Source organism: Candidatus Enterococcus moelleringii (assembly GCF_017377575.1).
GTDB lineage: Bacteria > Bacillota > Bacilli > Lactobacillales > Enterococcaceae > Enterococcus_A > Enterococcus_A moelleringii.
Genome location: NZ_JAFREM010000047.1, coordinates 1 through 7,853, shown reverse-complemented (window position 1 = coordinate 7,853; position 7,853 = coordinate 1). Strand labels below are relative to the sequence as shown.

The 7,853-nt window shown below is 40.2% G+C and carries 6 protein-coding genes; all 6 read right to left on the bottom strand.

Going from position 1 to position 7,853, the window contains the following annotated elements; translation table 11 throughout:
- On the bottom strand, nt 1–659 hold a 659-nt coding region (locus JZO70_RS21770), incomplete at its 3' end, for a recombinase family protein (RefSeq protein WP_207675806.1).
- 223 nt (nt 660–882) lie between these two features.
- Nucleotides 883–4,272 (bottom strand): lectin-like domain-containing protein, encoded by a 3,390-nt coding sequence (locus JZO70_RS21765; protein WP_207675805.1) that lies wholly within the window; start codon nt 4,270–4,272, stop codon nt 883–885.
- A 110-nt stretch (nt 4,273–4,382) separates the two neighbouring features.
- Nucleotides 4,383–5,033, bottom strand: coding sequence for a TasA family protein (locus JZO70_RS21760; protein WP_207675804.1), 651 nt, complete (start codon nt 5,031–5,033; stop codon nt 4,383–4,385).
- A gap of 15 nt (nt 5,034–5,048) precedes the next feature.
- A complete protein-coding gene (locus JZO70_RS21755) occupies nt 5,049–5,891 on the bottom strand; it encodes a BsaA family SipW-dependent biofilm matrix protein (protein ID WP_207675803.1) in 843 nt (280 codons plus the stop codon).
- Nucleotides 5,888–6,679, bottom strand: coding sequence for an LPXTG cell wall anchor domain-containing protein (locus JZO70_RS21750; protein ID WP_207675802.1), 792 nt, complete (start codon nt 6,677–6,679; stop codon nt 5,888–5,890). Before JZO70_RS21750 ends, JZO70_RS21755 begins: the two co-directional genes overlap by 4 nt.
- Before the next feature lie 41 nt (nt 6,680–6,720).
- On the bottom strand, nt 6,721–7,853 hold a 1,133-nt coding region (locus tag JZO70_RS21745; protein WP_207675801.1), incomplete at its 5' end, for a hypothetical protein.

Sequence of the window (7,853 nt, the reverse complement as noted above, 5' to 3'; positions counted from 1 at the left end):
AATGTGACGACAATACAGATGACTACTTGAATCCACACTTGATCAAAGTAACTTTCGACTAATTTAATACTAAAGATCGCCAACAGGAAACAGATGACTAGAATAATTGCCAGCTGCACCTGTCTGAGTTCCTGCTGGATGCGATAAACTGTTTCGATCGGCACCCGTTTCCTTTGTGCAATCTGTCGAACAGACAATTTCTCTACTAACAACCAGATAATTTCCCGATACAATTTTCGCGCTTCCGGCTCTTTACTGAACAAAGAATAAGCTGACTTACTCCGATTGCGTTCTTTCCCCACTTGTACCAAATAAGGATGCAGCAGTCGATCATTACGAACGGACCACTTGAAAATCTGACGCCATTCCTCCAAGGTCATCTGCGGCATGTTCAGTACATCAAGCTCAATCTTCCGTTGTTCCAATTGATCCAAGCAAGCCAGCAGTTGCCGGTAATCTCGAGACAATACTTCCAAAGAGGCAATCACCAACGTATCGCCTTCTTTAGAGAAATCCAGCAGCGCTTGAAACTCGCTCATAGGTGAAAACAAGGCCTCAGCTTCTTCGTGACCATCAGAGAATACCTCATCCACAAAGCAGTCTTCCAACAAATCCAATTGTTGGGTAAATTGATACCCTCTTGCATACCCCAGATTCATCGCCTTCGGCCTCTCTCTTCCTTAAATTCCCCTTTTTTCTTGGGTCTTGGTGGTGCTTTTCTCGCGCCAGGTTTTCTGATCATTCTAGATAAATGTGCTACTCTTCGTTCTAATTCTTGTTGCGAACGCATCAGATTGAACAAGAGATAACTCTGAACCAGCAGCACCAGTCCCAGCACGAGCAATAAAAGATAGACCACCGATTATTTCTTCCCTTCCATCATCAATTACTTGTTTTGATTTTCCCTAAGTTATTTTTCTTATAGTCCCAACTATAAGGCTGAGGTTTACCATCATTGGTTCCGTTTGGTTCCAAGTAGATGGTGATCCAATACTCACCTTGGTTATAAATTGCCAAGCGAGTGAGTGAGATCTTAGCATCTGTTAGCAACGGCGCACTATCGTGAGCAGCTAAGGTATCCGATATTTTGTAGCCGTTGTACTTGTAGAACTCCGGAATGATAGCCGACAACTGCACCTCATCATTATCATTGGTTAACTGGGTGGTCGAGACTACGAATGTCGTGAAGTCTGGATTATCCGTTTCCATACCAGAAGAAATCGCCATATTAACTTGGTAATTGGTATCTAGTACTGGATTGCCACTATTATGCAATTGATTCTGAATCGTTAGATAACCTTCTTTCGGAACTACCAACTCATCATTCGGACTCTGAATCACTTGTCGAATGTGCATGTTTGCTCTTCTTAACGAATATATTAGTTTGCCTTCTTGATAGGTACTTGAGACGGTGTAGCTTAAACTTCGCGGTGTACTGTCCATTTCTTGGGCTTCAATAAAGCTGTAGAATTCCAGCACTTTTGGTTGAACAGTGATTGACTTACCAATTCTTAGTTTTTGATCTTCAAGAATATCACCTGTTGACAATGCTCCACCGCTGTCATCGTAGCCCTTTAAAAATATCTTTTGTGGGATTGTAGCAGAGAATGATACATCACCAATACTTTCTTCAGTAAATTCAGTAACTTCTGTAAATGTAAAGTTTCTTATTTCAATTTGCTGTAAATTGGTTGCTGAACCTGTCGCTCCTTGTGAAGAAAAAGCGTAAGAATTTGCACCTTCAACTAGCCAATCCGAAATGTCTTTTGTCCATACTAAATTATTATCATTGTTATACCTAACAGTTAACGTATGATTAGTGTGGGTATATTCCATAACAAAATCTCTAAATGTATTATTTGCTGGATCAGGAATTTGCTTGCCAGGTGCATCGGCTCCCATATAGGCCTTTCTTTTGCCTCTTTCTCCTTCGTTTCGTACAAGTGCCCCATAAGACTGATTTCTAAATATCGGAGGATCTGGATACATAAATATATCTTCTACAGTATTGTGATAAGTATCCATGACAAACCCGATCCCGTTTGGTATACCACCAACTCCAAGATAGCCTGCCCATTTTCCTAAAGTCCTAGCACTGCCAGGATGTAGTAGAAAGCCTACACCATCTGCACCTCCAGCTGCTTTATTTTTGTTTCCAAGATTGATTCGCCCTTCAAACCTAAAGTCTTCTTCAAATGAAATTCTGTTTCTTAAATAAAAACCTCCCATTTTAAAATCCTCGTCTCTAGTGTACGTTAATATGCCAGTATCTGGATCGTAATGGGAATCTATTGTGCCTTGAAAACCCGCGCCAGTATCTTCTTGACTAATTAAGGAAAAATATTCCAAAAAATTATCTTGTCTAACTTCGACTGTTTCCTTCAGATTCTCATAAAATAAAACTTCGATCTCTCCTTGTTGATTTACAGGATTTCCAATATTAAATCTGAGTGCTTTCAAAAAATCTAGGATGGCGGTAGACGAGTTATTATTTCCCATTATAAATATGATAGAATCAGAATTTGTTCCTTCGATAGTTTGATACTGGCTCCAATTTGTAGGTAAGTCACCTGGATTTATTACCAAATTTTTAGGAACTCTAACTTCTAAAACTTCCATGCTTTGATCCATCTCAGGTACTAAGTTTAGTTCAACTAACTTAGCTTCATCGCCTGTTCGCTCGACCTCAAACCCTATCCTTGGGACTAGGTCTTCTACAGCAATAGTGGTCACATCGCTAACATTACTCATACGATCTACAGCAATTACTTGTATATATTTCCCAGAATCAGTTGTTTTATCTATTGAAATGGAAAAATCCGTTGGATAAGAAACTGAGTTATCACCTGGATTAACTTTTTTTGTGAATTGCTCTTCTGGAATTCGACCATACTGGTCTTTTTTATTTTCGATTTCTGTTTTGTAGTCTGAACTGTTAGGGTCCGAAACGATTCTGTAAAAGTATCCGGCAATATTACTGACAATCTCTTCTTCAACAGTGTCTGATTTCAAAACGCCGGTCCTAGTATCAGCTTGAACGTACCACTGATATTTTTTTCCGAGGTCTTTTGCATCTACACGTATGTCCAATTTATTACGATTACCATGCCGTGCATCTAATTTCGGTTTATTAGGAGCTTTATCATCTATCACAGAATAGTCAGAGGCATTGTTTTCTAGTGAAACTTGCGCAAGATTGTAAAGAACGTTAGCTATAATTTTTCTTTCATCCTCAGTTGAACGACCTTGACTGTGTCCTGTTTGAATCATTGCAATATTATTATTTGTTTTTAAATACCATCCACCACTCCAATCTTCTCCTCTATAGATAGGATTTGGAAAATTTGAGTGGAGTGGTTCTATAAATTCCGCCCACACTATACCCATGCTATTACTAGAAAGTTCAACACTATGAGCTAAGGGAATATCTAAGATCACTCCATTTGGAAGCTCAAAAGGAAACTTCATCAAGTAGCCATCATTCAAAACTTTAACTTTCTCAGATCCTGATCTATAGCCTGAAGCAAGCCTGCCAGTAGAGTCTTCCATATTACTATCGTGTCCTACTCCAATAAAATTATTCTGAGTAAAAAAGTATTTGTACCAATTCTGAAGCTGATTGTTAGGTCTTTTATAAATAGTATCGTGTCCGAATAACACGCCTCTACCTGATAATATGAAATCCGTTGTCGCCTTTCCCCCTTCTTCTGAGATGTCTTTATTATAATTACTGTCCCAACTACCAAACATAATAACGTCATACTTATAGTTCCCCGATGCATCTTTCAACTGACTATCTGGGTTTACATTAAAATCCGCAATAGCGACTGGGGTAACTTGAATTAAATTTGTCATGCCATCGTCTGCTGTCATTCCTAATCCATCCATCCATCCCTTTAGCGTATTAGATGCCCCAGTATCTGGATATACATTCAATACTTTAATGCTCTTCCCGTAAAGTAAAGATCGATTGTTCCAAATGTTACCATCCTCAGATTGAAAAAGCCTATACCCGGATTGTGTCAACTCAGGCACATTCTCCCAATTTAGCTGAGCATAATTTCGTTTTACTGTGTTATCCCACCTATTCTCAGCTGTCAATCTAAAATCTCCAGGTGGACCAATTACATCTGATGCCTCTACTTTATCGACAGGCTCAGATCCTTCTTGAAAGAAATAATACCCAACTCCCGCAAATATCATAGCTAGTATTAAAATAATAAGACTTCGTCGAATAATTTTCTTTTTTCGTTGATTAGTACCCTTAATCATCTTCCCTACCCCTTCTCTCAAAACTCATCAAATCAATGTTCTAGTCGTAAAACACTCACCTCATGAGTGTTGCTTCTTTTATTGAGGGACACAGTGGGGAATCTGTATCCCTAGTTTTCTGTCTTATCTTGTAATGCATTATCTACAGCTTTTAATGGTGATCCATCTGCTGGTGTACTTCCTTGCCACCAAGCATCGCGATAAGCGAATTTCGCGCAATTAATAGACTCTACCTTCAATGTGATCTTAAAAGTAGTTCCATCATAACGGTTACTTAACTGGTCTGATAACTGAACTGCTTTGAACAGATAGCTGGTTTCTTTACCAGTACCTGGCTCAATAGCTTTATTGTAATAGTAATAGCCATCACCACCATCGATCCAATCAGCTGTAGCCATATCTTTTAATAAAATGTCAGTACCTATTTTCAAAGATAAAACTTGTTCATTCGGCTCATCTCCAGCAATGACTTTACGTACTTCTGGCAAGACCATCACCCGAACAAACTGTTTAATCGTACCAGTATTTTCAATTCGTACTTGTTTAGGAACCGATTCACCTATCAGAGTTTCATCGATATCTTCATTGAACACTTCATCAATCTTGGTCTCTACTTGACCGATTCGGAAGTCATTTTCCTTCCGATCACTGGCTGTCATTGCCGCGTATACCCAATAACCGCCACCAATCATCAGAAGGATCAAGCCGACAGTGACGACGAAGTAAATGACACGTCGTACAGGTTTCTTTTGCAGTTTCATCTTGTTCCTCCTTGATTAGTAGAGTTTATTGTCATACATCTGATAGACATAACCAGTCGTTGAAATCCCCCAATCAGATATCAATGAGCGAGTCACGTCATGGGCATCCATTTCTGGAACCAATTTGTATAACGCACACTTATACTGATTAACATAAGCTGGACTTAAAGAAACACTTTCCAATAGATTCGGTGTCACTTGACTAGGTGTCATGACCTCAGAATAATAGAAATAGCCGCCTTCGTAATACCAATACTCGCTGGCCCCATTTGGTGGAGGATTCGATTTGTCGAATACCTTATTAGTTTGGAAAGCCAGCTCGAATGCTGGCAAAGGTGCATCGCGGGTCCCATTATACTGGTACGTCTTGTTTAACAATGCATAATTCGCTTTGTAATAAGTATTAGCGTTTACTTCATAGTTGTTTCCCACGACCCAAGTAGACGTTTTTTTCATATCAACTGATGTGGTGCTAGGTGTAGCATAGACCTTCAAATTCCCATTACCGTCACCATCGACATGATTGTCAGTTTTATCCGTTTCAAATGAAACGAAAAATTCCTTCAAGGAGACGCGGACAATTGCAGGGGTCTCACCATCGTTTTTTACGCGAATCATTTTCTCTTTCTTCGTTCCCGGTGCCCATTGAAAAACTTGAGTAAAATCTTCCTCGATTACGGCAGAAAGCTTTCGAGAATTCCTTTTGGCTTGGTTGACCCGTTCATCAGAAGATGTAATCCAAGCGTAGGTACTGCCTACAATTAATAAAAGGCTTAACAACAGAGAAAAGCAGGCAAATAGAGCCTTGCTTTTGACAAATGTTTGGAGCAAATGACGCAGCTTTTCTTTTTGGCTCATTCTTGCCCCTCCTCTCGTCGTTTTCTCCACAAGAACAACGCGATCAATACCAGCAATAACCCAGAAAGAAATTGGTAAACAATTTGTTCACCTGTTTGCGGCAGACGTTTCCCACTATCAGAAGTTCCTCCTCCGGTTGAACCACCTGGACCGGCTCCTCGACCTGTCCGCGGCAATTCCCTCGAACTACTTGGTGTAGTCGGTCCTTCTGAGGTGCTTGGCGTCGTTGATGTAGATGGTTCTGTCGACTCGGATGGTTCCGTTGGCTGATCCTTCGTAGCAATGAAGGTCCAGTAAAAGTACAAAGTACTCTCCTCACGCAGATCTTCCTTAGTTAGTTTCGGATCAACTACGAATTTCGCTTGCAGAATCTTGTCTGTTCCATAGTTGCAGACACCTAATTCTAAGGGGGTCTTTGTCCAATCCTTACTGCCATCACCAAGGATCAAACCATCATATATTTCTTTTCCATCTAAGGTTAAGGTCATGGTGATATGGTTCTTCCAATCTACAGATCCGTTGGAGTCTTTCTCTTCTACTAACATGCCTAAAGAGAAGGGCTCTTCCAAATCCAAACTGCGAATGGTAATTTCCTTTTCATACGTTTCGCCAGGTAGAATATTCACTAAATCAACGTAATATTCTCCTTCTGGAGTAGCGTAAATACCATCAGAATCCCCGATTACCATGCCGGGAGGAAGTGCTTCAGCAGCATCTGCGGACAATATCCCAGTAAAAAGCCCTGAGAAGCACAGCAGTACGCCGAGTATAGCTTTGAGCTTACGCAACTTTTTTCCACTCCTCCCCTTTTCATGGTTTATTCATCGCATTAAGGTGCTAATTTGTCGTGAATTGCTTTAGTAAGTGGCTTAGTTGTATCCAACTTCCAACCAGCAGTATCCGTCAATGCTTCTTTTGTTGCTTGGATCGCTTCCAGTTTTACAACTAAATCGTAAGAGGCGTTGGTGTATTCTGTCCCCATATCGTTTTCAAATACTAAGTTCTTCAATAAATCTGCTGTTGTAGCACCGCTGTTTAATGGTTGAGTATAATAGAACCAGCCATCTTCTGAATTGTAGATCCAGTTGTTTGTTGCTGCAGCTAATCCAGCTTGATCAACAACAGTAGCAGCGTAATCAATCTTGATTGCGCTCTTGCCTAAACCACTTGTATCCGCTTGAACTGCTTTTTTCCCAGCAGCTATAGGAAATTGAGCTGCGTTTGATGTTATTGTAGCTGCAGGAACAGCAGGAATTCCTAGAGTGGTTATTCTGTAGTCATAATCTGTGTTGTAACGTTTACCTTTTGTTCCAAGCAAAGCACTAGCTTCTAGATTTCCAGCAGCTCCTGCTGCGATTCCATCCGCGTTTGGCAAGCTAGATTTCGCCCAGTTAACGACTGTATTCTTGTAGCCGTTTTCGTAGTAACCATATTTAACTTCTGTTAAATCGAAGTTCCATTCATGTGCATTCAACTTGCCACTGTTGTCTGATAAAAATGCAATATTGTAAGTCATTTTTTGGTATTTATTCAACTTAGCATCGTAACCAGATGCTGAATCATTAGGGTCTTTCCCAGCATTCGCTGGATCTGTATAATATTCGTGCACTAATTTTGCTTCAAAGCTATTTCCGATATCACCAGTAGTTGGATCAACTGTTCTAGTACCTTTAACTAGCAACTTAACGTTGTCATCAGCTGGTGAAGTCAACCCAGTGATTTGAGCTGCTGGAACAACTTTAAATCCGTCAGTAAACGCCTTGGCACCATTGAAATTGATTGGCATGTGTTTAGCCAAGCCTGAATCCTTATCTACGTTAACGTACTTAGCTCCAGCTACTGATTCAGGATCGTATTTTTCTTTACCTTTTTCCGTCAAATGTTTCAACACTTCTTCATAAGAAACCCGTACAAATACATTCGCAGTCCCGGTATTGGATATTGAAACTTCCTTTTTCGCTG